Below are 23,059 nucleotides of genomic sequence, written 5' to 3'. Positions count from 1 at the left end.
CATGGGCCAAAGGTTGAGGGGCCTCTCCCGGCGAACCGGAAGGAAGGTGCTCAGGAGCGGGCGCAGAATCGCCGAAGGACAAGGTTACGGGGCGCATTCACCCCGGTCAAACCGGGCCGCCCGTCCCGGGGACGGGACGAGCGGCCCCTGGAGGTCGACTACTCGTCGGCCGTGGCGGAGACCGACGCCGGAGGCGTCTGAGGCGCCGCGGCCGTCTTCTTGGCCGCCGCCTTCTTCGTGGTCTTCTTCGCGGCCGTCTTCTTCGCCGTCGTCTTCTTCGCCGCGGCCTTCTTGGCCGTCGTCGTCTTCTTCGCGGCCGACTTGCGGACCCGCTTCTTCGGCAGGGCCTCGGTCTCGCCGACGCGCTCGGACTGCGCCTCGGAAGCGGCCGGGACGACGATGACGGCCTCGCCCTCGGTGGTCGGCGGCGGACCCGCGGGAGCGGTCGCCTTGCGGGTGGCGCGCCGCCGCGCAGGCAGCGGCTCCGCGGCCTGCGCGACCGGCTCGGCCACCGACTGCTCCTGCGGCTGCTCCTGGGGCTTGCCCGCCGACGGCACGACCACGACCGCGGCCTCGGCCGGCTCGTTCGCGACCTTCGGCGAGCCGGCGGGGGCCGTCGCCTTGCGGGTCGCACGGCGCCGCGTACGCACCGGCGCGGGCTCGGCCACCTCGGCAACCACGGCAACCGGCTCCTCCGCCGGCTGCTCCGGCTGCTCGGCCACGACGACCACCTGGGCCTCCGCCGACTTCGGCGGGCCCGCCGGTGCGCTGGCGGCGCGCGGTCCGCGGCGGCGGCCACGGCCGCGTGAAGCCGCTGCCGCCTCGGCCTCGGCGGCGCTGCCGAACCACTCCTCCTCGTCACCCGGCGCCGGGGCGACGGCCGCCGCTTCGAGCTCGGGCCGCGGTTCGGCGACTTCACCGTCCGGCGATGCGGCCTGCGGCTCCTCCACGGCTTCAGCGGTCTCGGCGGCCTCGGCAGCGGGCGCGGGCGCGACGGCCGCACGGCCTTTGCGCTTGCGCTTGCCGCCCCCACCGCCGCTGGTCGTGGCCTGGTCCATGTGCACGATCACGCCGCGGCCGTTGCAGTGGGCGCACGTCTCGGAGAAGGACTCGAGCAGCCCCTGCCCGACCCGCTTGCGGGTCATCTGGACCAGGCCGAGCGACGTCACCTCGGCAACCTGGTGCTTGGTGCGGTCCCTGCCCAGGCACTCCAGCAACCGGCGCATCACCAGATCGCGGTTGGACTCCAGCACCATGTCGATGAAGTCGATGACGACGATGCCGCCGAGGTCGCGCAGCCGCAGCTGGCGGACGATCTCCTCGGCCGCCTCCAGGTTGTTCCTGGTGACGGTCTCCTCCAGGTTGCCGCCCTGGCCGGTGAACTTGCCGGTGTTGACATCGATCACGACCATCGCTTCGGTCTTGTCGATCACCAGCGAACCGCCGCTGGGCAGCCACACCTTCCGGTCGAGCGCCTTCAGCAGCTGCTCGTCGATGCGGTAGGTGGCGAAGACGTCGACGTCAGAGGTCCACTTCTGCAGCCGGTCGACCAGGTCGGGCGCGACATGGCTGACGTATCCGTGGATGGTCTCCCAGGCGTTGTCACCGCTGATGATGACCTTGGAGAAGTCCTCGTTGAAGATGTCGCGGACGACCCGGACGGTCATGTCCGGCTCACCGTAGAGCAGCGTCGGCGCGTTGCCGTTCTTCGCCTTCTTCTGGATCTCCTCCCACTGCGCCTGCAGCCGTGCGACGTCCCGCTGCAGCTCCTCCTCGCTCGCGCCCTCGGCAGCGGTGCGCACGATCACGCCCGCGTCCTCCGGGACGATCTTCTTGAGGATCTGCTTCAGCCGGGCCCGCTCGGTGTCGGGCAGCTTGCGGCTGATACCGGTCATCGAGCCCTCGGGCACGTACACCAGGTAGCGGCCGGGCAGGGAGACCTGGCTGGTCAGCCGGGCGCCCTTGTGGCCGATCGGGTCCTTGGTGACCTGGACGAGGACGGACTGGCCGGACTTGAGCGCGGTCTCGATGCGGCGCGGACCACCGGCGAGACCCAGCGCCTCGAAGTTGACCTCTCCCGCGTACAGCACCGCGTTGCGGCCCTTGCCGATGTCGACGAACGCGGCCTCCATCGACGGCAGCACGTTCTGGACCTTGCCCAGGTAGACATTGCCGACGTAGGAGGTGGCCTGTTCCTTGTTGACGAAGTGCTCGACGAGCACGTCGTCCTCCAGGACGCCGATCTGGGTGCGCTCCCCGTTCTCTCGGACCACCATGACGCGCTCGACGGCCTCGCGGCGCGCCAGGAACTCCGCCTCGGTGATGATCGGCACCCGGCGCCGGCCCTGCTCACGGCCCTCGCGGCGGCGCTGCTTCTTCGCCTCCAGACGGGTCGAGCCCTTGATGGACTGCACCTCGTCGGACGGCTCGGCCTCCTTGCCGCGCCGCTCCCTCGGCTCGCGGATCTTGACGACGGTGCGGACGCCTTCTTCGTCGGTGAGCTGCTCGGCCTCCGCGGCGGCCTCGCCGCTGCGACGACGACGGCGGCGACGGCGACGGCTGCTGCTGGTACCTGCGGCCCCCTCGCCCTGCTCGGCAGCGGCTTCCTCGCGGCCCTCCTCGGCCTCGGCTTCCGCCTCAGCTTCCTCGGCGGCCTCCTCGGCGGGGGCCTCCTCGCCCTCGGCTGCCTCACCGCGGCGACGGCGACGGCCGCCGCGACGGCGGCGACGGGCGGAGGGACGCTCCTCGGCACCCTCCTCGCGGCCCTCCTCGGCCTCGGCTTCCGCCTCGGCTTCCTCGGCGGGCTCCTCTTCGGTGACGACGGTCTCGGCAGGTGCCTCCGACAGGGCACCGCCCCGGCGGCGACGGCGTCGACGGGAAGCGGTCTCCTCTTCCTCCTCCTCGCCGGCGGCTGCCTCCTCGCGGGCGGCGGCAGGCACCGCAGGCGTGGGCTCCGGAGCAGTGAACACCGGGGGCTGGAAGACGGCGGTGGGCGGGCGGACGGCGCGCGGAAGCCCCGCGGCCTCCTCCGGTTCCGCTTCCGGCGCCCCCTCGGCCTGCCCATGAGCAAAGCTCGGCGGGCCGGCGGGCGCGGTGGCCTTACGGCGGCGGGTGCCGGCCGGCTTCGTCTCGGGGGCGGCCTCGGGCTCGGATGCGGGCGCCGCTTCCGCGCCCTTGGGGGCGAGCGCCCCCGGCTTCAGCCGCCGGGTGTCCTCCGCAGCTTCCGCAGTCGCGGCTGCGCGCTTGCGGGTGCGGCGAGGCTTCTCGACCGCCTCCGGCTCGGTGGCCTCAGCGGCCTCCACAGCCTCTGTGGTTTCCGCACCTTCCGCGGTTTTCTTCGTCTCGGCGGTCTTGCGGGTGCGCCGGCGCGTCGCGCGGGCGGGCTCCTCCTGCTGCGGCTCCGCGGCGCCCGTCGCTGCGGCGGGCTCCTCCGTCGTCTCCGCCGCCCTGGGCGGGCCCGCAGGGGCGGTCGCCTTGCGGGTCGCGCGGCGCCGGGTGCGGGCAGGCTTCTCCTCGGCCTCCGGCGCGCTCACGGCGTCGTCGGCAGGCACGGATGGCGAAGCGGATGCGGCCACCGGCTCCTCGGCCGTGGCCTCGGTCGCAGCCGGCGGGCCTGCCGGGCGTGATGCGGCCCGGCGACGGCGGCGCGCGGCCGGCGGCGTCTCTGGTCCGGCGCTCACGCCGGATTCCTGTGTATCGGGCGCCTGGGGCGCCTCATTACCGGGCTCGGGGTTCTCGAGCATGCGGGCATTTCTCCCGTCACGCTCCCGGGCGCCGCGCCTTGGTTCCGGCGGCGGTCCGCACTGTCACGGCTCCGCTGCCCGGGGCGCGAGCGCCTCACGGGAGCTGTCGTCTCACTCGTCGGCGCCGCTCTGACGGCACCGGCGAAAGTCTCCTGTGTCAGCGCATCACCGGGCCCGGGTGGCTCCCTGGCGCATCGGCGACGCGTCGACGACGGTCCTACGCGGAACCGTCCGACACCGTCGCGGCGGTCAGCCCGGCGGCCGTGGGTGGGGCGGCCGTGGCAGCATCGCGATCTGGCGCCAACGGATCGGTCACCGTGCCGGACTCCTCGTCGAGCGGCCCCTGCGCCAGCCTGGTCACCTCTGCGGGAACCGGCGGCGCGAGGTCGGCCGTCGCACGGAGGCCGGACAGGACGTCGTCGGGTCGTACGGCAGGTGTCAGATGCCGAACAACCAGCCGCAGTATCGCACAGCCAGCACGCCCCGGCCTATCGGCACTGTGTTCGACGTCTGTCGACAAGCCCGTCGACGGACCCCCGTCGACCTGCTGCAGCGCCTGCGCGCGCTCTGCCACAACCTCCAGCGCCGTGACCGCACCGCGCGCGTCGAAGGCGCGCAGCCCGTTCTTCGTCGTCCGCTTCACCTCGACGGTGCCAGCGGCGAGGAACGCGGCGACCGCACGCTCCGCCTCGGCGGGAGCCACCCCGTCGAGCCGCAGCTGCCACACCGATGCCTCGAGCCGGTCGGCGAGCCCGGAAGTGCGGGCCTCGACCGCCTCGACCACATCGAGGCCGGGCGGCAGCGACTCGTCGAGCAGCGTCCGGAGCCGTTCCGGGTCGCGCGGCTCGGTGAGTGCGATCTCCAGATACTCGGCCTCGCTGGCGACGCCGGTGGGTGCGGCGCCCGCGTAGCTGACCTTGGGGTGCGGAGTGAAGCCCGCCGAGTAGGCCATCGGCACCTCGGCGCGCCGCAGCGCCCTTTCGAAGGCACGCTGGAAGTCGCGGTGGCTGGTGAACCGGAGGCGGCCGCGCTTGGTGTAGCGCAGGCGAATGCGCTGCACCGCGGGTGCGGGCGGCGGGCCTTCGGGCTGTCGCTTGCCCAGTGTCGTTCAATCCTTGTGTGTTCGTGGGCCCGATGACGGGCCCTTCTTCACTTTTAAGGTTACGCGCCGAAACGGCGGCCACTTCGCCGGCCGCTCGGCCCTGGCTGTCCGACCACCGTGTACTCGACTACTTGACCACCGTGAGCGGCAGCAGCTTCTTGCCGGTGGGCCGGCTGGATGTGCGTGTCCATCTGCAGTCACATGGATACGGCTCCAAAACCAGGCTAGCATCCCAACATGGCGAGAAGAGGAGCGCGGCGCACCGCAAGTGAGCAGAGGGCCTACTCCGCAGAGACCGAGTGGACAGAGGCCGACCTGGCACTACTGGAGGAACTCAAGAGCGCGGAGGCCTTACTACCGCAGGACGCTCCCCGCGCTCTCCTATCCGTCCGGCTGTCCGTACTCACGGAAGACACCACATCCCCAGTCCGACAGGAACTTGATCTTCGACTCCTGGCGAGGGACATGGGGTGCAGGGTCGTCGGCGTCGCCAGCGACCTCAATGTGAGCGCCACCAGGGTTCCACCCTGGAAGCGCAAGGAGCTCGGCGACTGGCTCAACAACCGGTCCCCGGAATTCGACGTACTGCTCTTCTGGAAGCTGGATCGCTTCATACGTCGTCTCTCGGACCTGTCCACCATGATCGACTGGTGCCTTGAGTACGGGAAGAACCTCGTCTCCAAGAACGACAGCATCGACTTGACCACCACGGCCGGGAAGATCATGGTCACGATCGTTGGCGGCATCGCCGAGATCGAGGCCGCCAACACCAGCACCCGCGTGGCGAGCCTCTGGGACTACGCGAAGACACAAGGTGAGTGGCTGGTCGGCAAGCCTGCCTACGGCTACGTCACCACGGAGGACGAGAGCGGGAAGGTTGCCCTCTCTATCGACGAGGACGCCTACCGCGCCCTGCACTGGTGCCGACGTGCGGCCATGAGGGAGAAGAGCGCCTCAGCCCGGCGGATGGTGAAGGTGCTCGTCCGCGCCGGACTGTGCGGCCCGGGGCTGACTGCCAGCACGCTCCTCCGCAGGCTCAAGAACCCCGCCCTCATGGGGTACCGAGTGGAAGAGGACAAGAACGGTGGGCAACGCCGGTCCAAGCTCGTCCTCGGCAAGGACGGCAAGCCGATCAAAGTCGCGGAGCCGATCTTCACCGAAGACGAGTTCAACACCCTCCAAGCCGCCCTCCACAGGCGAAGCAAGGACCAGCCCACACGTCAGCCTGGCGGAGCCACGAAGTTCCTCGGCGTCCTAGTCTGTGCCGACTGCCAGACGAACATGACCGTCCAAAAGACGACCAACAAGGTCGGGACTTACAGGTACTTGCGCTGTAGCGGGTGCCGCAGCGGCGGACTCGGAGCGCCGAATCCCGAGGATGTCTACAACCAACTTGTCACGGACGTGTTGTCCGTTCTGGGGAACGAACCCGTACAGACCCGGGAATACGCACAGGGTGCCGAGGCCCGTAAGAAGGTCAAGAGGCTCGAAGAGTCCGTCGCCTACTACATGAAGGAGTTGGAGCCGGGAGGGCGGTTCACGAAGACGCGGTTCACGCGGGAGCAGGCCGAGGAGACCCTAGACAAGCTGATCAGCGAGCTTGAGACCATCGACCCCGACACCACGCAGGACCGGTGGGTTAACGTGCACAACGGGAAGACCTTCCGTGAGCACTGGGAGGAGGGAGGCATGGAAGCCATGGCGGCAGACCTCCTTCGAGTCGGCGTGAAGTGCGAGATCAAACGAAGCAAGGTGCAGGGTGTTCGTGCCCCCCGTATCCACATGAAGCTGATGATCCCCAAGGACGTACGAGACCGTCTGATACTCAAAGAAGACGACTTTGCGGAGGCATTTTGATGCAGAGGGCGTGACCGACGAGTGAAGCTGCTCCCTGCTTACCCGCCAGCTTCTTCTCTCACTCGAACCAGGACGAAGGGTCAAACGGCTTTTCAGTTCCGTCGTCGTCCACAATCACGATTTCGCTCTCGATTAACGCAAGCCGTTGTGCTCTCTTCGCCGTCCTCCTCGTCGGACGCTTGGCCGCCGGCCGACGCACAGACTCATCCCACTTCTCAAGGTCACGCCGCTTGTCTTGTGCCGACATGACGCCGCCCCCCGTCTATTGCGTCATCTCGCGCCGCCTCACGAGCGAAGGCCCTCTCTTCTGCGATTCCGCGCGCGAACCATGCTTCGCCGAGGGTGTGACCGCTGCCGACGTACCGCCACACCGATTTCGTGACGGTTTCGCTATCCGCGTCGCCGCAAGATTCCCTGCCTGCCGTTTCCCGCTGGTATTCGTCACGGGCAGCGCGCAGGGCCCCGTACGTGGTCGAGTAGACGCGGGATTTTGTCAAGACATGGCCGCGAAAGCCGAGCATGTGAGCCCAGGCGCGTAGCCTCAGATCCTCGAATTCATCAAGGGCGCGCCTTCGGCGCGCCGGGCGCCCCCTGGCGCCCCGGCTGGGCGTGGGGCGTGGGCGTCGTTCCCGCCGGTCGCCAGGGCGCCCACCGCCCGGACCCCTTGAACCCGAAAAGCACCGCGCCAGCCGCAACCAGCAGGGGCACTCTCGTGTGCTGTATCGGCTCTGCCGACCGCATCGGGCCCCGGCCAGACCGCCGCACACGCCACATCGGCCAGCACGCCGCGGTGGGACTCGTTGCCCACGGGCCGGGGGCGGACGGCCTACGAGACTTGAGCCACCTCCCCGATCCGGGACCCGCGTCGGGCACGACCAGGGGGCCAATCGTCCGGATTCACCGGGCAGGGCTCCGCCCCACCCGATTCGCTTGACGAGCGTAAGGCCCCCTGGCCGCACCCGGCCCCAGACCGGGCAGGACACCGGCCCAACTCTCTCCGGCCGGCCGCATGCCCACAGTGCGCGCTGACCAGCGGAAAGCCCCGCTCCTGCGTGCTGGGGGTACGCAGAAGCGGGGGCGGCTCCGCTCGTGAGGGAGCGGGGGTTACACCTCGGGGCGCCGGTTGTAAGTCTCCAGGGTTGCTTTGATTGTCGACGCGTCCTGGAAGACCAGTTCCCACGGACCTGTGTTGACGTCCATCTCTTTGCCGAACCCGACCCACTTGCCGACCATGCGCCGCCCAGTGGGCTCCACGAGCATCTGGATCGCACCGTGGTACCGAGCGCCCCGGTAGTAACCGGACTCTGCCGTCTGTTCCACCCACGTGCCCGTGATGACGTTGCCGTCCACGGTCAGGTCCATGGTCAACGGCGAGGCGGAGGAGCCGGGCAAACTGCGCATGGTCAACCGGTCGCCGTGTTGGAGGACTACGACGAAGTGCAGGCCGATGAACGTGTCGCTGCGCCCTGAGCTGAAGTACTCGTATCGGCTGAGCCATACTCCCGACAGGTTGCCCCGCGGAGAGGGGCGCGCGTTCGGCGAAGTGCCGGCCGCCCCGATCCCGGACGGCGACAGCTCGACATCGTGACCACCGTGACCGTCCTCGGAGACGCGAGCCTCGGTAACGGGCACCGCGAAGCCGAGCGATTCTATGGGGAGCCCTGTAACGGTCTCCAGGGCGCGTGCATAGGCCGGGCGCGGTGTAGCGATGGTCCCGGACTCCCAGCGTTGTACGAGACGCTTGTTGGCGTCGTTGGGCTCTCCCGCGCGCCTGCCTGCATATCTGGGACAGGATCGCCGCATACGCCGGGCCGATCTTCGCGCTCACCATCGCGTTTGCCTCGGGTCTGGTGATCGGTCTATCCGTGATCGCCACCCCCAACCCCTGAGCCCCCCGCCTGCTGCTGGTGACCTCCTCCTGCCCACGACTTCCCCCCGTGGGCAGACCCCAGCACCAGGCGGGGTCCAGTCCCACTCCGGTCGTCCGACGCCGGGACATCCGTGCGGCCGGAGCGGGCCCGCAAGTGCACTGAACGCCAACCACAAGTGAAGGGGTGTTCGATGAGCACAGCCGTCCAGACGCGGACGCGTGATCCGCACATCATCCTCAACGAGGTGCAGCCACACATCCAGCACCTCACCGTCAACGTCCTCGACAGCGGCATGACGATCTGGGACCGCGAAGTGGCCCTGCTGCTCCGGGATGAGGTCATGGTCCGCGACCTGGCCGAGCGAATCCTGGGCAACGCCGTGATGTACGTGATCGCGTCCATGGAGCACCCCGAGGTACACCTGGGCGTCGGCAAGGTCGTCGACATCGGCGTGCATCAACTCTTGCTCGACACCCCCGTGTACTTCGCGTTCTGCGATCTCTACAACGGCGGCGCGTACAAGCATCACGCTCCATTCATCCAGCGCCGCCGTGACGGCATCGTTCTGCGCACCGCCGACTTCCTGCGCTCCATCGGCTTCCAGCCGGACGAGGAGCTGTGGGCACGAGACGGCGCCGAGTGCTCGCCGTGCGACAACAAGGTGCCCGACAGCCACTGATCCAGCGCTAGAGTGCCTGCCGCCGTCCCTGTCTCAACGGCGGGGGCAGGCCCGTATCCCCTCCGCTCACCCGACTTAGAGGACCATGCGATGCCCGCCCGACACGACATCGAGGCCGAAACCGAACTGTGGGACACCTACGCGGAGAGCGCCTTCAAACCCGACGCCGAACCCGTCTTCCACTGGACCCAGTACGCAGGCCACGGCCCCGGCCCCGAACTCCTCGGCAATCCGCGCACGGTGCTGGAGATCGGCTGCGGCACCGGCCGCGCCCTCGCCTACCTCGCAGGGCAGGGTGTCACAGCGCGCGGCGTGGACCTGTCGCCCGTCATGGTGAAGAAGACCACCGAGCGGTGGGCCGACACGGGCGCGCAGTTCGAGTGCGCCGAAGTGCTCGCATACCTGCGCAGCTGCACGGACTCGTACGACGCCATCTATTCGATCTTCGGGGCGGCATGGTTCACCGACCCCGCCAAGCTCTTCCCATTGGTCCGCGAGCGACTGAACCCCGGCGCAGTGTTCGCGTTCTCCCAGCCCCCGGCCATCCCCGGCGCCTACGGGCCGCAGGGCATGTACAAGGGCGGTTTCGCCGGGAGGGCGATGTTCACCTACCGCTACAGTTACACGCCCCGCAAGTGGACAAGTCTGCTTGCCAAGGCCGGTTTCACAGAGATTGACGCCTCCGTCCTCGACGCACCCGAGGCGGGTCACATTGGCACGCTGCTAGTCACGGCGAGCGTCGGACACTGACCCAGAGCAGCAGCAGGCCCTCTGGCGTTCACCAGGCGGAGGGCCGGGGACGACCCCCATGCCGGAGCCACGCGCGGCTGAGACGCCCTCTACGGGGTTACACCCACTCGATCTGGCTCCGGATGCGGGAGCACTCCCGAGAAGCCGGGAGCGGGGTCCTGGCGGCCGCCGAGCGCTTCGGCTTCCGGGGGCCCTGAACCCCCAGGTTCGCCAAGACCGAAGCCGCCTCAGCCTCCGATGAGCCAGCGACCGCCTCTGTGATCTGTTTCACAGCGTCGCTCATGAAGCCGCGTTTCCGCTGGTCGTAGCGCTCTTCACGGTCAGCGGCAGCAGCTTCTTACCAGTCGGGCCTACTTGTACCCATGTATCCATCTGCGGGCAGACGCCGCAGTCGAAGCACGGTGTCCAGCGGCAGTCCTCGACCTCGGTCTCCTCCAACGCGTCCTGCCAGTCCTCCCACAGCCAGTCCTTGTCCAGGCCGGAGTCGAGGTGGTCCCAGGGCAGGACCTCCTCGTAGCCGCGTTCGCGCGTGGTGTACCAGTCGACGTCGACGCCGAGCGGGGTCAGCACCTCGTTCGCGCACTCCATCCACCGGTCGTACGAGAAGTGCTCGCGCCACCCGTCGAAGCGGCCGCCGTCCTCGTACACCGCGCGGATCACCGCGCCGAGGCGCCGGTCGCCACGCGAGAGCAGGCCTTCGACGATGCCCGGCTTGCCGTCGTGGTAGCGGAAGCCGATCGAGCGGCCGTACTTCTTGTCGCCGCGGATCTTGTCGCGCAGCTTCTCCAGGCGCGCGTCGGTCTCCTCGGCCGACAGCTGCGGCGCCCACTGGAACGGGGTGTGCGGCTTGGGGACGAAGCCGCCGATCGAGACCGTGCAGCGGATGTCGTTCTTGCCGGAGACCTCACGGCCCTTGGCGATGACCTTGGTGGCCATGTCGGCGATCTGCAGCACGTCGTCGTCGGTCTCGGTGGGCAGGCCGCACATGAAGTACAGCTTCACCTGGCGCCAGCCGTTGCCGTACGCGGTGGCGACGGTGCGGATCAGGTCCTCCTCCGAGACCATCTTGTTGATGACCTTGCGGATCCGCTCGCTGCCGCCCTCGGGCGCGAACGTCAGCCCGGAGCGGCGGCCGTTGCGGGTCAGCTCGTTGGCGAGGTCGATGTTGAAGGCGTCGACGCGGGTCGAGGGCAGCGACAGGCCGATCTTGTCGTCCTGGTACCGGTCGGCGAGGCCCTTGGTGATGTCGGCGATCTCGCTGTGGTCCGCGGACGACAGCGACAGCAGGCCGACCTCCTCGAAACCGGTCGTCTTCAGGCCGGTCTCGACCATCTCGCCGATGCCGGTGATGGAGCGCTCCCGCACCGGGCGGGTGATCATGCCGGCCTGGCAGAAGCGGCAGCCGCGGGTGCAGCCGCGGAAGATCTCCACCGACATCCGCTCGTGGACGGTCTCGGCGAGCGGGACGAGCGGCTGCTTGGGGTAGGGCCACTCGTCGAGGTCCATGACGGTGTGCTTGGAGACGCGCCACGGCACACCGGAGACGTTGGGTACGACGCGGGCGATCCGCCCGTCGGGCAGATATTCGACGTCGTAGAACTTCGGCACGTACACCCCGCCGGTCTTCGCCAGGCGCAGTAGCAGCCCGTCCCGCCCGTCGGGGCGGCCCTCGGCCTTCCAGGCGCGGATGCAGTCCGTGATCTCCAGGACGGCCTGTTCACCGTCGCCGATGACGGCGGCGTCGATGAAGTCGGCGATCGGCTCGGGGTTGAACGCGGCATGGCCGCCGGCGATCACGACCGGGTCGTCGAGGGTGCGGTCGGCCGCCTCCAGCGGGATGCCGGCGAGGTCGAGCGTGGTGAGCAGGTTGGTGTAGCCGAGCTCGGTGGCGAAGGAGACGCCGAGGGCGTCGAATGCCTTCACGGGACGGTGCGCGTCGACGGTGAACTGCGGAACGCCGTGCTCGCGCATCAGCGCCTCCAGGTCCGGCCAGACGCTGTAGGTGCGCTCGGCGAGCACGCCCTCGCGCTCGTTGAGCACCTCGTAGAGGATCATGACGCCCTGGTTGGGCAGCCCGACCTCGTACGCGTCCGGGTACATCAGGGACCAGCGCACGTCGCAGGAGTCCCAGTCCTTGACGGTGGAGTTCAGCTCTCCGCCGACGTACTGGATGGGCTTCTGGACATGCGGGAGAAGCGCTTCCAGGCGTGGGAACACCGACTCGACAGGCATTGGGAAGTGTCTTTCTCGAGCGGGACAAGCGGGCACGGGGTGACCATCCAGCTTAACGCGCTCGCCACACTCCGATCCCGGCCCGCAACTCGGCCCGCGTCTCAGTCCGCGTCTCAGTCCGCGTCTCAGCCCGCGAGCCTGCCGCGGTCGGCCCGGCGCCAGGCGGCGGGGAGCGTCTCCTCGACCTCGGCGGCGCGGTCACGCTCCAGCTGGTGCAGGGCCCCGTACGCGAAGGTGTCCTCGCCTGCCGCGTGGGCCTCCCGGGCGATGCGGACGAGCGCGGCGCGGCACATCACGCTGTCCTGGTGCTCGCCGAGCAGCTGCTGGATGCCGGTCATCCGCACCCGGTGACGGTCGGCGGGGCGGCCGAGCACCGGCTGGGCGGATTCGGCGGCGTAGCGTGCGCGCTTGGCGGCCTTGCGGGCCTCGTGGAGCGCCACATCACGGCCGGATCCGGGGGGCTGGGCGATGGCCGCTGCCATCCGGCGGGCGAGCCGCCGGTGGTCACGGCGTACGGCCTTGGTGAGCGCCTTGTCGGCGGGGCGTTTGGCGCGGTCGCGCAGCGGGGGGTCGGCGAGCAGCGCATCGAGGCTGTCGAGGAGCGCGCAGTAGCGGTCGCCGCGCAGCTCCCTCAGCAGTGCGGCCCGCGCCCGGGAGTGGGAGGCCGCCTCCACACCCTGTCGCAGCCGCCCGGTGACCTCGTCGGTGGCGAGCCCGTCCTCCAGCTCGGCGACCCGGTCGGCGAGGCGGGCGGCGAGCACTTCGCGGTCGCGTTCGGCGCCGAGGACACCTGCGAGCCACTTGAGCTCGTCGGCGACCGGCCCGGTGACGCTCCGGTCGAGCTCGCGGGCGTAGGTGCGCAGCGCGCTGCGCAGCCTGCGGGTGGCGACGCGCATGCGGTGCACCGAATCGGGCTCGTCGCGCCGCACCGCTGGATCGAGCTCGGTGATGGCCCGTACCTGTTTGTGCAGGTAGGCGAGGACGGCGTCGCCGGCGGTCTCCGGGCGCGCGGGCGGGGGCGGGGCGGGTGACGGTGCGGTGTCCGTCAGACGGTCGCCGAGGGCGCGGGCGAGCTTCGACGGCGAGGCGGAGCGGTGCAGTCCGGCGGCGGCGAGGCGTTCCTCGATCGCATCGAGCAACTCAGGCCCGCCGCCGACGAGTTCGACTTCGGTCTCGGTCCAGTGCTGCACGGGCTCGCCCTCGCCGTCGGCGCCTTCGAGGAGTTCGGCGGTGACGTGGTCGTAGGCCATCTCGGCGAGGGTGCCGCCCGTCTTGTCGAGCAGGTGCACCCGTTCACGGTCGTTCTTCAGCCGTAACACCGGCACCAGGCGGCGCCCGCGCACGTGGACGGCGACCTCGTCGGCGAGCGCCTTGGGCACGGTGCGGGGGGCGCGGCCGAGCGGGGCGTGCACCTCGGTGCGGGTGTCCGCGGCCTCGGCGGGCAGCTTCAGATGCCATCCGGCGTCGTCGCCGCCGGTTCGCCGGCGCAGCGTGATGTGGTGCCGGGCCAGGCGCAGGTCGGCGGTGTCGAAGTAGACGGCGTCGAGGGCCGCCGGTTCCAGTGGGCGCACGGCGGCCACCCCGTCGATGCCGTTCAGGTCGGGCTCGCCGGCCTGAGCGTCGGCCTCGTACTTGCGCTCGGTCTCCCGCAGCCGCTTGCCCATGGGCCGAACGTAACCGTGTTGCCTCCCCTGCCGCAACGGGCGCGAGCCGCAAGGGCCGAGGTGACGCGCTACGCCGAGATGGGGCGCTGTATCCGGATGGACTGCAGTAGCCCGACGCCGATCCACACCGCGAACATCGATGAGCCGCCGTAGGAGACGAAGGGCAGCGGGATGCCCGCGACCGGCATGATGCCCAGGGTCATGCCGATGTTCTCGAACGACTGGAAGGCGAACCAGGCGAGTATCCCGGCGGCGATGATGGTGCTGTACAGGTCGGACGCGTTGCGGGCGATCCGGCAGGCCCGCCACAGCACGATGCCGACGAGCACCACGATCAGCGCTGCTCCGACGAATCCGAGCTCCTCGCCGGCGACGGTGAAGACGAAGTCGGTCTGCTGCTCGGGCACGAACTGGCCTGTGGTCTGCGTGCCGTGGAAGAGCCCCTTGCCCAGCAGGCCGCCGGAGCCGATGGCGATGCGTGCCTGGGCGGTGTTGTAGCCGACGCCCGCAGGGTCGAGCGCGGGGTTGGCGAAGGCCGCGAAGCGGTCCACCTGGTACTGCTTGAGGATGTGGAGCTTCCACACCAGCACCGCGCCCGCCGTGCCTGCCGCCATCAGCCCGACCACCCAGCGGTTGGACGCGCCCGAGGCCAGCAGCACACCGAGCATGGTGGTGGCCACGACCATCGTCGACCCCAGGTCGGGCATGAGCAGGATGACGCAGACCGGCAGCAAGGCGATGCCCAGCGCCTGCATGACGGTGCGGTGGTCGGGGTGGAGCCGGTCGCCCGCGTCGACGCGTGCGGAAAGAATCATCGCCATGCCCAGCACGATGGTGATCTTGGCGAACTCCGATGGCTGCAGGGAGAATCCGCCGCCGAGCACGATCCAGGAGTGGGCGCCGTTGACCGTCGAGCCGAGCGGTGAGAGCACGGCGAGCAGAAGCACGATGGACAGGCCGTAGAGGATCGGGACGATCGACTGCACCCTGCGGTGGCCGATGACGATCGTCCCGGCGCAGAGCCCTATCCCGATGGCCGCGTTGAGCACATTGCGGATCAGGAAGTACTCCGGATCGCCGTGGTTGATCTGGGTGCGGTGGATCGTCGCGGACCACACCAGCAGCGAGCCGATGAACGTCAGCGCGATGCAGGCCCACAGCATCACCCAGTCGAGCCGGCGGAACACGGAGTCGCGCGCCATCAGCTTGCCCACGGCGCCGCGTTCGGGCGTGAAGCGGCGGACGGTGTAACCGCTGCCGACGCCGGTCATGCCCGAGGTCATGTCTGGTACCTCCGGCCGAGCAGCAGCTTCTCGTTGCGGTCCGGGGGCAGCGCGGCCAGGACGACGACGCCGCCGACGGCGGACTCCGGGTCACTGGGGTAGGCGAAGTCACTCGCGTGGGTGAAGGATGCCTGCTGCACCACGCCGTCGGGGCCGATCTTCGGCAGGCCCTGCGGCGGGTGCGGAAGGATCGCCTTCTTCGGGTCGATCGAGCCGTTCGACTGGACGCCGTACAGCGCCGAGTAGATGTTGCGCACCGCCTGGCCGGTGGAACCGGAACCGGTACCCGCCTGGGCGATGGTCATGATGACCGCGTAGTCCTTGGAGTAGGTGGCGAGCCAACCGGTGGTCTGCTTGCCGTAGACCTCCGCGGTACCGGTCTTGGCTTGGAGCGGGATCTTGTCCTGCGGCCAGCCGCCGAACTTCCACGCCGCCGTGCCCTCGGTGATCACGCCCTGCAGCGCCTGGTCGATGTACGAGATCGTCGACGAGGTGTCGGGCAGCCGGCCGGTCGGCTTCGGCTGGATCATCTGGACGTTCTTGCCGTCGGCGCTGACGATCGCCTTGCCGATGGTCGGCTGGTAGAGCGTGCCGCCGTTGGCGAGCGCCGAGTAGATCATCGCCTCCTGTATCGGGGTGACGAGGGTGTCTCCCTGGCCGATCGCGTAGTTGACGGAGTCACCGGCGCGCATCACCATGCCGTCGGTGCAGTCCTCGCGGGCGATCTTGGTGACGTAGTCCTGATTGTTGCTCTTGGCCTGCGCGCACCAGATGTTCTTCATCGCCTTGTAGTAGTCGATCTTCCACTGGCGGTCCGGGACCCGACCGGTGACCTCGCCCGGCAGGTCGACGCCGGTCTTCTGGCCGAGGTGGAACTCGTGGGCGGTCTTGTAGAACCAGTCCTTCGGGTTCTTCGGGTGCAGGCCGCCGTCCTTGAGCCACTGGTCGTATGCGAGGCCGTAGAAGACGGTGTCGCAGGAGATCTCCAGCGCCTTGCCCAGGCTGATGTCACCGGCGCTCTCGCCTTCGAAGTTCTTGAAGGTCTGGCCGCCGATGTTCATGCTCGACGTGCAGGGGTAGGCGTTGGCCTTCGGGTCGTAGCCGGCCTGCACGGCCGCCGAGGTGGAGACCACCTTGAAGGTGGAACCCGGGGCCCACTGGCCCTGGATGGCGCGGTTGAGCAGCGGATAGTCGGAGCTCGAGCCGGTGAGCTGGGCGTAGTCCTTGGCGGAGATGCCGCCGACCCACTCGTTCGGGTCGTAGGTGGGCTCGCTCGCCATGGCGATGATCCGGCCGGTGTGGACGTCCATCACCACGGCAGCGCCCGAGTCGGCCTTGTAGTACTGGTTGGTGATGGTGTCCCAGGTGTGGCGGGCGTCCTGCATAGCCTGGTTCAGCTGCTGCTCGACAATGCCCTGCACCTTGGCGTCGATGCTGGTGACCACGTCGCTGCCGGGCTGGGCTGGGGTGTCGCCCGCGTCGCCGATCACCCGGCCGAGGTTGTCGACCTGGTAGCGGGTGACACCGTCGGTGCCGCGCAGCTGGGCGTCGTAGGTGTTCTCCAGGCCCGCACGGCCCACCTCGTCGGTGCGCTGCAGCGTCGGTTTGCCGTCCTTCTCCGAGGCGGTGATCTCCTGGTCGGTCACCGGGGAGAGATAGCCGAGCACCTGGGCCGCGTTGACGCCGTCCGGGCCGTCGTAGTGGCGCACCGCGGTCGGCTGCGCCACGATGCCCGGGAAGGCCTCGCGACGCTCCATGATCTGCAGCGCCTGCTGGGTGGTGGCCGTGGTGGTCACCGGGATGGGCTGGTAGGGCGAGCCGTTCCAGCACGGCTTGGGGGTCTGCGCGTCGCACAGCCGCACCTTGTCGGCGACGTCCTGGTACGTCATGCCGAGGATGCCCGCGAGACGGGTGAGCACGGCCTTGCCGCCGTCCTTCATTCCCATCATGGCGGTGCGGTTGACGGTGACGACGAGCCGGGTCTGGTTGTCGGCGAGGGGCACGCCGTGGTCGTCCAGTATCGAACCACGCACCGCCGGGTCGACGACCTGCTGGATGTTGTTGCTGTTGGCTTCCTGGGTGTACTGCTCACCGTTGCGGATCTGCAGGTACCACAGCCGCCCGCCGAGGGTGAGCAGCATCGAGACGATGATGACCTGCATGATGACGAGCCGGATGGTGACCCGCTGGGTCCTGCCGGTCTCAGGAATGTTGGTCATTGGCGCGCAGCGCCTCCTTTGAGGGTGGCGGCGGGCGACGGGTGGGCGTTGGTCACAGCTTCCTACCCCCCTTGAGTAGGCCAGCGCGCTGGCTGCCGACGCGGGTGCGGGAGATCCGGCCGGTGCGGGAGGTGCCGGGGGTGATCCACCGGTACGGGCCTGCACCGAGGCCGCCGGCGGCGTCGTTGGCCGCCGGATCGTTGTCCGCCTTCCGGGCGAGCGCCATGATCCAGGGCACAGTGAACGGCGCCAGCAGCAGGTCGTAGACGACCGCGGTGAACAGCAGCTCGCCGAGGCCCACATGGCGGGCCGCGGTGTCGCCGACGAGGGCCCCGACGCCCGCGTAGAGCAGCGTGGAGCCGATCGCGGCGGCCCCGACCACGAGCAGCGGCATGGAGGCCGAGCGCACCTGGCCGATGTCGGGCTTGGCCAGTCCGGCGGCGTAGCCGATGATGCACAGCACCAGGGCGTAGCGCCCGGCTGCGTGGTCGGCAGGCGGGGCGAAGTCGGCGAGCAGGCCGGCGCCGAAGCCGACGAGCGCGCCGCCCACGTGGCCGTAGGTGATGGCGAGGGCGAGGACGACGAGCAGCATCAGGTCGGGCACGGCGCCCGGCAGATGGAGCCGGGCGAGCACGCTGACCTGCAGCACGAGCGCCACGACGACCAGGGCGACGGAGAGCAGGATCCGGTTGACGCGCATCGCTCAGCCTCCGTTGCCGTTGCTTGTGTCGGACGGTGACGGTGACGGTGACGCGGACGGCGGCTCCGACGGGGACGGGGAGCTGCTCGCGCCGGGGATGTCGTTGGGCGAGGCGCCGCCTGCGCTCGCGCTCGCCGACGCCGACGCGGACGCGGACGGGTTCACCGTGACCGTCACCGTCGGCGTGGGCTTGACCCGCGGCTTCGGCGGCAGGACGGTGTCGCGCGGATCGGTGCGCGGCGGCACCACGACGACGCCGACGATGTCGAGGCTGGTGAAGTTGACGAACGGCTGCACCTCGACTGTCTTCATCAGGCCGCCGCCACCGTGTTCGATGCTGACGACCTTTCCGACGGGCACGCCCGGCACGAACGGTTTGTCCGCCACCGAGCCGAAGGTGACCAGCCGGTCGCCGTCGTGGACGTTGGCGCGGCCGTTGAGCAGCTCGACGCGGATCGGCCGGTCGCCCTGGCCGGTGCCGAAGCCCAGCTCCATGGAGTTCTCCATACGGGTGCCCACGGTGAACTGGGGGTCGATGGCAAGGAGCACGGTGGAGCTCGACGGGCCGACGGTGGTGACGCGGCCCACGAGACCGTCACCGTCGATCACCGTCATGTCGCGCTGGATGCCGTCGTTGGATCCGGCGTCGATGGTGACCGTCCAGGAGAAGCCCTGGGCGGCTCCTATGGCGATGACCTGGGCAGCCTTGATCCCGTACTGGCCCGCTCCGGCCATCCGCAGCAGGTTGTCGACCTCGGTCGCCTGGTTGCGGGTGACGGTGCTGCTGCCCAGCTGCTGCTTCAGCAGTTCGTTCTGGTGCTCGAGCGCCGCGATGCGGTCGTGGCGGGACGCGGAGTCCCGTACCGCCGCTATGGCGTTGCCGACCGGGTTGACGGCGTCGGCGACGCCGTTCTCCACCGGTCCGAATACCGAGGCGGCCGCCGTGCGGACGCCTTGTAGGGGAGATTCGTCGCCACCGCGGATGTCCACGGTGATCAGCGCGAACGCGATGGCGACCAGCAGGACCAAGAGCAGCCGGCTCTCCTTTGTGTCCCTCACGTGCGGCGGCCGTGCCTTCCTCGTCGGACCGGCCGCCTTCGGGGCCGTGGCCGGTCAGCGATCTCGTAACCGGATGGGAAACGGTCCGCCGCACGGGGTGACGGGTCACCCGAGCGGCGGACCCCAGGAGCTCACCTGCGGGGTTGGGCGTCCAGCACCTGCTGGAGCGCCTCGAATTCCTCGACGCACTTTCCGGAGCCCAGAGCGACGGAATCGAGCGGGTCCTCGGCGATGTGGATGGGCATTCCCGTCTCCCTGCGCAGCCGTTCGTCCAGGCCACGCAGCTGGGCGCCGCCGCCGGTCAGGACGATGCCGCGGTCCATGATGTCGCCGGACAGCTCGGGCGGGCACTTGTCAAGGGTGGTCTTGACGGCGTCGACGATCGCATTGAGCGGCTCCTCGATGGCCTTGCGGACTTCGGCGGCGGAGATGACGACCGTCTTGGGGAGGCCGCTGACCAGGTCCCGGCCGCGGATCTCGGTGTGTTCGTCGCCGTCCATGTCGTGCGCCGAGCCGATCGTGATCTTGATTTGTTCGGCGGTGCGCTCGCCGAGCAGCAGGCTGTACTCCTTCTTGATGTGCTGAATGATCGCGTTGTCCAGCTCGTCGCCGGCCACCCGGATGGACTGGGCGGTGACGATGCCGCCCAGCGAGATGACCGCCACCTCCGTGGTGCCGCCGCCGATGTCGACCACCATGTTGCCGGTGGCCTCGTGCACCGGAAGCCCTGCGCCGATCGCCGCCGCCATCGGCTCCTCGATGATGTGCACTTGGCGGGCGCCGGCCTGGGTGGACGCCTCGATCACGGCACGCCGCTCGACGCCGGTGATGCCGGAGGGCACGCAGACCACGACACGCGGGCGAGCGAAATAGCGCCGCTTATGGATCTTAAGGATGAAATAGCGGAGCATCCGCTCAGTGATCTCGAAGTCGGCGATCACGCCGTCCTTGAGCGGGCGGACCGCCACGATGTTGCCAGGTGTGCGGCCGATCATCTTCTTGGCTTCGGCGCCGACCGCCAGGATGCCGCCGGTGTTGGTGTTGATGGCGACGACCGACGGCTCGTTGAGGACGATCCCGCGACCCCTGACGTACACCAGCGTGTTGGCGGTGCCGAGGTCGACAGCCATGTCACGGCCGATGAACGACATGTTGTTCGCCATGAGGATACGTCTGGCCTTCCCGAGCTGGAGCGGTGGGGACTGGGACGACGGATGTGCGATATGTACGGCTGATAAGCGGTCCGTAGCGAGGCTTTCATCTTAGGTGCGACCGCTGGGCCGCGGGCGGGGCGCCTCGGCCATTGTCAGCAGAACGCACTGCCGTCCCCTGTAATGGTGACGTCGTGTCGGAGCGATTGGTTCCCATTCTGCCTAGGCATATGCCATCGTGGGGCCGCTGTCATCGGGTCGCAACCTGACGGACATTCAGCCCAACGCCGGGCAGGGCTCAACCGAGCTCGGGGAAGAACAATTTGATCTCACGCTCGGCTGAAGCTTCGGAGTCCGAGGCATGAATGAGATTCTCCCGGACAATCGTCCCGAAATCACCGCGAATGCTGCCGGGCGCCGCGGCGATCGGGTCGGTCGGGCCGGCGAGTGCCCGCATACCTTCGATCACCCGTTCCCCCGTGACCACGAGGGCAACGGTCGGGCCCGACGCCATGAACTCCACGAGCGGCTCGTAGAACGGCTTCCCCACGTGCTCCCCGTAGTGCTGCTCCAGCGTCGCACGGTCGAGCGTCCGTAGCTCCAGCGCGTCGATGCTCCAGCCGGCCTTGCGCTCGATCCGGCCAAGGATTTCACCGACCAGGCCACGCCGGACGGCGTCCGGCTTGAGAAGGACGAGGGTGCGCTGGCTCATGGGCGGCTCCTTGCCACGTGCAAATGCATTCCGAAGTGTGCTGACCCTATCGGGCGCAGCTGAGCGGGTGATCAGGGGTGCGTCTGTGCTGCCTCAGCCGCATCATCCGCATCGGCCGGATGCATGGCTTTCGCATGCATGGCTTTCACTTCGTCGATCTTTCGACCGTAATGCACCGCGGCCCACCACAGCCCGGCGAAGGCCGCGCCCAGGAAGAACATTGTCGACACCACGAAACCCGAAGCCACGAGGCCGATCTGCAGCGCCCAGCCGATCGCGACCCCGCCCGGGCGGCTGACCATCGCGCAGAGCAGCACGCACAGCAGCATGGCTACGCCACTGACCGTCCAAACGGTGGCCGTCGAATAACCCGAGAGATTCATCGCGACCAGCCCCGCGAGACCGATGACGAAGGCCTCACCGATCAGCGTGCTCGCACACAGCGTCCGCATCGCTCGTCCGCCTTCCAGTCACTTCCGGCCCAGCAGCAGCCGGGCCTCTCCGACGGTGATCACGGAACCGGCCACCAGCACGCCCGCGCCCGCGTATTCGCCCTCTTCTTCGGCGAGCGTGATCGCAGCCTCCAGCGCGTCGTCGAGCCGCGGCTCGACCTGCACACGCTCGGTACCGAAGACCTCGACGGCGACCGCCGCCAGCTCGTCGACGTCCATCGAACGGTGGCTGGAGTTCCGCGTCACCACGACCTCCGCGAAGACCGGCTCGAAGGCTTCGAGGAGCCCGCGCACGTCCTTGTCCGAGCTCGGGCCGATCACACCCACCAGATGGGTGAACCCGAACGCCTCCTGCACCGCCCCGGCGGCCGCCTGGGCCCCCGCGGGGTTGTGTGCCGCGTCCAGGACGACGGTGGGACTGCGGCGTACGACTTCGAGACGGCCGGGCGAGGTGACCGAGGCGAACGCACCACGCACCGTGTCGATGTCGAGCGGGCGCGCCGCCTTCGTGGAGCCCACACCGAAGAACGCCTCGACGGCTGCGAGCGCCACCGCCGCGTTGTGCGCCTGGTGCGCGCCGTGCAGCGGCAGGAAGACCTGCTCGTACTCCCCGCCCAGGCCGCGCAGCGTCAGCATCTGCCCGCCCACCGCGACCTCGCGGGCGGTGACACCGAACTCCATGCCCTCACGGGCCACCGTCGCGTCCACCTCGACGGCGCGCTTGAGCAGCACCTGGGCCGCGTCCACCGGCTGCTGGGCGAGCACGGCCGTCGCGTCCATCTTGATGATCCCGGCCTTCTCGCCCGCGATCTCACCGGGGGTGGTGCCGAGCCGGTCGGTGTGGTCGAGCGCTACCGGGGTGACGACCGCGACGCTGCCGTCCACCACGTTCGTCGCGTCCCACACGCCGCCCATGCCCACCTCGACGACGGCCACGTCGACCGGCGCGTCCGCGAACGCCCCGAACGCCATCGCCGTGAGCACTTCGAAGAACGACATGCGGTGCGGCTGCGAACCGTCCACCATCTCGATGTACGGCTTGATGTCCCGGTAGGTCTCCACGAACCGCTCGACGGAGACGGGTGCGCCGTCGAGGCTGATCCGCTCGGTGACGGACTGGACGTGCGGGCTGGTGTAGCGGCCGGTGCGCAGCTCGAAGGCGCGCAGCAGCGTCTCGATCATGCGAGCGGTGCTGGTCTTGCCGTTGGTCCCGGTGATGTGGATCGACGGGTACGAGCGCTGCGGCTCGCCGAGGATGTCCATCAGCGCGCGGATGCGGTCGAGCGACGGGTCGAGCTTCGTCTCCGGCCAGCGGGTCGCGAGCTCCGCCTCGACCTCCCGCAGCGCCTGGGCCTCCTCGGGCGTGCGGGGCCCGGCCGGCTCCTCGTCGCCCGGCGCCGGGGCGGCCTGCGCGCGCAGGGTGCGGCTGCCCGCCTCGATCACCGCGAGATCGGGATCCCGGTCGGTCTCGGCCGCGACGATCTCGTCGAACTCCTCGGGCTCGTCGGGGACGGGTTCATCGTTTCGGGGGCGCTCGCTCACGGTGACCAGTCTACGGAGCGGCACTGACAGCCACGGCGAAGGC

Annotated in this window: 17 protein-coding genes; 3 read left to right on the top strand and 14 right to left on the bottom strand. The window is 69.4% G+C overall.

Going from position 1 to position 23,059, the window contains the following annotated elements; all coding sequences use genetic code 11:
- Positions 1-158 precede the first annotated feature (158 nt).
- Both NGB36_RS15320 and NGB36_RS15315 read right to left on the bottom strand, forming a co-directional pair.
- Positions 159-3,743: a ribonuclease E/G gene (locus NGB36_RS15320; protein ID WP_255920822.1), complete on the bottom strand. Its 3,585-nt coding sequence runs from the start codon at positions 3,741-3,743 to the stop codon at positions 159-161.
- 217 nt (positions 3,744-3,960) lie between these two features.
- Complete coding sequence (locus NGB36_RS15315; RefSeq protein ID WP_255920821.1) at positions 3,961-4,803, bottom strand: TIGR03936 family radical SAM-associated protein; 843 nt, start codon at positions 4,801-4,803, stop codon at positions 3,961-3,963.
- Positions 4,804-5,082: 279 nt separating this feature from the next.
- On the opposite strand from NGB36_RS15315, the gene NGB36_RS15310 reads away from it, so the two are divergent.
- Positions 5,083-6,702 carry a recombinase family protein gene (locus tag NGB36_RS15310; protein WP_255920820.1) on the top strand — a complete coding sequence of 540 codons (1,620 nt, stop codon included), beginning with the start codon at positions 5,083-5,085 and terminating at the stop codon, positions 6,700-6,702.
- 221 nt (positions 6,703-6,923) lie between these two features.
- Here the strand turns inward: NGB36_RS15310 and NGB36_RS33445 are convergent, their stop codons facing one another.
- Positions 6,924-7,469: a replication initiator gene (locus NGB36_RS33445; protein WP_308288857.1), complete on the bottom strand. Its 546-nt coding sequence runs from the start codon at positions 7,467-7,469 to the stop codon at positions 6,924-6,926.
- A 337-nt stretch (positions 7,470-7,806) separates the two neighbouring features.
- On the bottom strand, positions 7,807-8,505 hold the full coding sequence (locus NGB36_RS15305; protein ID WP_255920819.1) for an XRE family transcriptional regulator: 699 nt from the start codon (positions 8,503-8,505) through the stop codon (positions 7,807-7,809).
- Between the two features lie 258 nt (positions 8,506-8,763).
- On the opposite strand from NGB36_RS15305, the gene NGB36_RS15300 reads away from it, so the two are divergent.
- Both NGB36_RS15300 and NGB36_RS15295 read left to right on the top strand, forming a co-directional pair.
- Positions 8,764-9,252 (top strand): hypothetical protein, encoded by a 489-nt coding sequence (locus NGB36_RS15300; RefSeq protein ID WP_255920818.1) that lies wholly within the window; start codon positions 8,764-8,766, stop codon positions 9,250-9,252.
- Between the two features lie 90 nt (positions 9,253-9,342).
- On the top strand, positions 9,343-10,002 hold the full coding sequence (locus tag NGB36_RS15295) for a class I SAM-dependent methyltransferase (RefSeq protein WP_255920817.1): 660 nt from the start codon (positions 9,343-9,345) through the stop codon (positions 10,000-10,002).
- Between the two features lie 279 nt (positions 10,003-10,281).
- Here the strand turns inward: NGB36_RS15295 and NGB36_RS15290 are convergent, their stop codons facing one another.
- From NGB36_RS15290 to folC, 10 genes are all read right to left on the bottom strand, one after another.
- On the bottom strand, positions 10,282-12,234 hold the full coding sequence (locus NGB36_RS15290) for a TIGR03960 family B12-binding radical SAM protein (RefSeq protein ID WP_255920816.1): 1,953 nt from the start codon (positions 12,232-12,234) through the stop codon (positions 10,282-10,284).
- Between the two features lie 125 nt (positions 12,235-12,359).
- Positions 12,360-13,898 carry a CYTH and CHAD domain-containing protein gene (locus NGB36_RS15285; RefSeq protein ID WP_255920815.1) on the bottom strand — a complete coding sequence of 513 codons (1,539 nt, stop codon included), beginning with the start codon at positions 13,896-13,898 and terminating at the stop codon, positions 12,360-12,362.
- A gap of 68 nt (positions 13,899-13,966) precedes the next feature.
- Complete coding sequence (rodA, locus tag NGB36_RS15280) at positions 13,967-15,169, bottom strand: rod shape-determining protein RodA (RefSeq protein WP_255920914.1); 1,203 nt, start codon at positions 15,167-15,169, stop codon at positions 13,967-13,969.
- A gap of 8 nt (positions 15,170-15,177) precedes the next feature.
- Positions 15,178-17,400 carry a penicillin-binding protein 2 gene (mrdA, locus tag NGB36_RS15275; protein WP_255920814.1) on the bottom strand — a complete coding sequence of 741 codons (2,223 nt, stop codon included), beginning with the start codon at positions 17,398-17,400 and terminating at the stop codon, positions 15,178-15,180.
- A gap of 52 nt (positions 17,401-17,452) precedes the next feature.
- A complete protein-coding gene (mreD, locus tag NGB36_RS15270; protein WP_255920813.1) occupies positions 17,453-18,100 on the bottom strand; it encodes a rod shape-determining protein MreD in 648 nt (215 codons plus the stop codon).
- Between the two features lie 3 nt (positions 18,101-18,103).
- Positions 18,104-19,159 (bottom strand): rod shape-determining protein MreC, encoded by a 1,056-nt coding sequence (mreC, locus tag NGB36_RS15265; protein ID WP_255920812.1) that lies wholly within the window; start codon positions 19,157-19,159, stop codon positions 18,104-18,106.
- 131 nt (positions 19,160-19,290) lie between these two features.
- Positions 19,291-20,310, bottom strand: a complete 1,020-nt coding sequence (locus tag NGB36_RS15260) for a rod shape-determining protein (protein WP_255920811.1) — start codon at positions 20,308-20,310, stop codon at positions 19,291-19,293.
- 298 nt (positions 20,311-20,608) lie between these two features.
- Positions 20,609-21,022 carry a nucleoside-diphosphate kinase gene (ndk, locus tag NGB36_RS15255; protein WP_255920810.1) on the bottom strand — a complete coding sequence of 138 codons (414 nt, stop codon included), beginning with the start codon at positions 21,020-21,022 and terminating at the stop codon, positions 20,609-20,611.
- A 71-nt stretch (positions 21,023-21,093) separates the two neighbouring features.
- Positions 21,094-21,474, bottom strand: a complete 381-nt coding sequence (locus NGB36_RS15250; protein ID WP_255920809.1) for a DUF4233 domain-containing protein — start codon at positions 21,472-21,474, stop codon at positions 21,094-21,096.
- 18 nt (positions 21,475-21,492) lie between these two features.
- On the bottom strand, positions 21,493-23,016 hold the full coding sequence (gene folC / locus NGB36_RS15245) for a bifunctional tetrahydrofolate synthase/dihydrofolate synthase (RefSeq protein WP_308288856.1): 1,524 nt from the start codon (positions 23,014-23,016) through the stop codon (positions 21,493-21,495).
- Positions 23,017-23,059 lie beyond the last annotated feature (43 nt).

It is taken from the genome of Streptomyces humicola, from assembly GCF_024436035.1.
Lineage (GTDB): Bacteria > Actinomycetota > Actinomycetes > Streptomycetales > Streptomycetaceae > Streptantibioticus_B > Streptantibioticus_B humicola.
This window is presented reverse-complemented; position numbering and strand designations above follow the sequence as displayed.

What these genes read in the sequence shown, in the direction of transcription:
- NGB36_RS15320 (WP_255920822.1), bottom strand. Translation starts at nt 3,743, where the DNA reads ATGCTCGAGAACCCCGAGCCCGGTAATGAGGCGCCCCAGGCGCCCGAT.
- NGB36_RS15310 (WP_255920820.1), top strand. Translation starts at nt 5,083, where the DNA reads ATGGCGAGAAGAGGAGCGCGGCGCACCGCAAGTGAGCAGAGGGCCTAC.
- NGB36_RS15305 (WP_255920819.1), bottom strand. Translation starts at nt 8,505, where the DNA reads ATGCGGCGATCCTGTCCCAGATATGCAGGCAGGCGCGCGGGAGAGCCC.
- NGB36_RS15300 (WP_255920818.1), top strand. Translation starts at nt 8,764, where the DNA reads ATGAGCACAGCCGTCCAGACGCGGACGCGTGATCCGCACATCATCCTC.
- NGB36_RS15295 (WP_255920817.1), top strand. Translation starts at nt 9,343, where the DNA reads ATGCCCGCCCGACACGACATCGAGGCCGAAACCGAACTGTGGGACACC.
- NGB36_RS15290 (WP_255920816.1), bottom strand. Translation starts at nt 12,234, where the DNA reads ATGCCTGTCGAGTCGGTGTTCCCACGCCTGGAAGCGCTTCTCCCGCAT.
- NGB36_RS15285 (WP_255920815.1), bottom strand. Translation starts at nt 13,898, where the DNA reads ATGGGCAAGCGGCTGCGGGAGACCGAGCGCAAGTACGAGGCCGACGCT.
- rodA (WP_255920914.1), bottom strand. Translation starts at nt 15,169, where the DNA reads ATGACCGGCGTCGGCAGCGGTTACACCGTCCGCCGCTTCACGCCCGAA.
- mrdA (WP_255920814.1), bottom strand. Translation starts at nt 17,400, where the DNA reads ATGACCAACATTCCTGAGACCGGCAGGACCCAGCGGGTCACCATCCGG.
- mreD (WP_255920813.1), bottom strand. Translation starts at nt 18,100, where the DNA reads ATGCGCGTCAACCGGATCCTGCTCTCCGTCGCCCTGGTCGTCGTGGCG.
- NGB36_RS15260 (WP_255920811.1), bottom strand. Translation starts at nt 20,310, where the DNA reads ATGTCGTTCATCGGCCGTGACATGGCTGTCGACCTCGGCACCGCCAAC.
- ndk (WP_255920810.1), bottom strand. Translation starts at nt 21,022, where the DNA reads ATGAGCCAGCGCACCCTCGTCCTTCTCAAGCCGGACGCCGTCCGGCGT.
- NGB36_RS15250 (WP_255920809.1), bottom strand. Translation starts at nt 21,474, where the DNA reads ATGCGGACGCTGTGTGCGAGCACGCTGATCGGTGAGGCCTTCGTCATC.